This is a genomic window from Actinomycetota bacterium (genome assembly GCA_005774595.1).
Lineage (GTDB): Bacteria > Actinomycetota > Coriobacteriia > Anaerosomatales > D1FN1-002 > D1FN1-002.
The window spans coordinates 1-2,322 of sequence record VAUM01000306.1; the positions used below are offsets into that span (position 1 = coordinate 1).

Sequence of the window (2,322 nt, forward strand, 5' to 3'; positions counted from 1 at the left end):
GGTGTGGCTCAAGGGGCGGTCGCCGTCGTGCGGGATCGCGGACGCGCCCGTCGAGCGCGCCGGCGGTGCCGCCGAACGGGGCGAAGGCGTATTCGCGGCGGCGTGCCGTGAGGCGGGCCTCGCGGTCCGTCCGGGCGACGACGGGCCTGGCGGGCGCTGACGCACCCGGCGCCTGCGGCGGTCTCGCCGCGTCACCGTTCCTCCACACGCCCGGCGGTATACTCCTTGCCTGCACTCCGGCAGGTGCGGTGCCGCCCGCGGGCGGCCTTCGATCGAGGCAAGGGGCAAACGGATGCGCATGGTTCCTCGGGCCGTCCTGGCGGTCGCCATCGTGGCCGCGGCGGCGTTCCTCGTCCCCGCTGCCGCCTCCGCCTCCGTGACCCCGCTCCGGGTCGAGTCGGTGTCCTTCTCGGACGCTCAGCACGGCATCATCACTGGCGGGTACGGGAACATGACCGGCTTCGTCTCGACCACGGAAGATGGCGGGACGACCTGGCACGCCGTGCGCGTCGAGCCGAACCGCTGGTACCGCGCGGGAGCCGCTGGCGAGGGCAGCACGAGCGGGCTGGCCGCCGATCTGTTCGCCGGCTACAGCCACGTCACGCCCGACCTCGGCTCCGCCTCCACCTGGAACGAGTATCGCCACGAGCAGGCGCCATGGTTCCACGGCGCCGACATGGAGTCCGCGACGCGCGGCTGGCTCGTCGGCCGGGGCGGTCCGGACCCGGGCGACCCCGCGGTCATCTACACCACGAACGACGCCGGGGCCACGTGGACCAAGACGTACGCCGGCCGCTTCTACTGGACCTCCCAGACGTACGGGGAGCCGTACCTGACGGCGAACGCGTGGCTGCGTTGCGTGGACGGCGCCGACGCGAACACCGCGTGGGCGATCGGCCTGGAGCCCGCCGCGCGCACGCTCATCCAGAAGACCACGAACGGCGGCGCGTCCTGGACGACGCAGACCATCTCGGGGGTCGACCCCGAGGCGGGCAACACCGGCTCGACCCGCTACGAGGTCTACGGCGTCTCGGCCCCGAGCACGCAGGTCGCGTACGGGGTGGGCGTCGCCGACCGGATCTACACCACCACGAACGGCGGCGCCACGTGGTCGATCCGGGCGCTGTCCACCATCACGAAGGTGCTCTACGACGTGTCGATGGCGACCACGTCGACCGGTTGGGCCGCAGGCAGCGGCGGACGCGTGTGGAAGACCACCGACGGCTGGGCCACGCGCGCGCAGCAGGCCGGCCTTCCGCAGGTCGTTCGCTCGATCCACGCGGTCAGCACGAGCACGGTGTGGGCGGTCGGCGACAACGAGATGATCATGTTCTCGACCGACGGCGGGAACGCGTGGCAGGGCTGCCCGAGCAACCGTGCCCCCTCGGCGAGGATCACCGCGCCGGCGACCGGTACCGTGATCACGGGGGCGAGCGCCTCGATCGCCGGCACGGCGACCGACGGTGTCGGCACGGGCGTGGCGACCGTGAGCGTGAGCATCCGCCGCGATGACGCACGCTGGTGGAACGGCGCGGCCTGGCAGTCGACGCAGGCCTGGCTCGACGCCGACAGCACGGACTGGTTCGACCACTGGACGTACGACTGGGCCCTCGAGCCCGGGCAGAACCGCGAGCGCTCGTACTCGCTCGCGTGGCGCGCGGTCGACGCGGTGACGAACGAGGCGACCTCCGGGCTCGTCGTCACGGGCCTGCGCATCGACAACGCGGCGCCTGCGCTCGTCTCGGCGTACCAGGTCGACCCGACGCACGTCCGCGCGGTGTTCAGCGAGGCGCCGGCGGCAGGATCGGTCGTGGCGACCGCCTTCTCCATCGACGGGCTGTCGGCGATCACGAGCGCGTCGGTGGTCGCCACCGCGCCGACCGACGTGCTCATCGAGACGTCCGCGCACATCGCCGGGCAGACCTACACGCTCGTCGCCGCCGCGGGTGCTGTCGCCGACGCGTACGGCAACAGGTCGCCGGCCGGCTCGGACGACTTCACCGCCGCCGCCGGAGGCCCGGCACCGTTCCTCACGGTGGCGCAGGGCTCCTCGGCCGGTCGTCCGACCCAGCCGTTCTTCGCGGCTCCCGGGCAGACGGTCGTGGTCGACGAGATCGTCTTGGCCGCGCACGTCGGCACGGTGACCGTGACGTCGCTGACGGTCGAGGCGGCAGGCTCGGAAGCGGCATCCTTCGCCGTCGACTTCGCGGGCGTCTCGCTCGTCCGCGACGCGGACGGCGACGGCCGCATCTCGGCCGGCGACACCACGGCCGCCGCGGCTGTGCCGGCCGGCCCCGCGATCGCGCTCGGCCTCGGCACGGC

1 protein-coding gene is annotated in these 2,322 nt (G+C 73.4%); it reads left to right on the plus strand.

Translation table 11 applies throughout. From position 1 onward, the window contains the following. Positions 1-298 precede the first annotated feature (298 nt). A partial coding sequence (locus FDZ70_09435) for a hypothetical protein (protein TLM70017.1) occupies positions 299-2,322 on the plus strand: 2,024 nt, incomplete at its 3' end.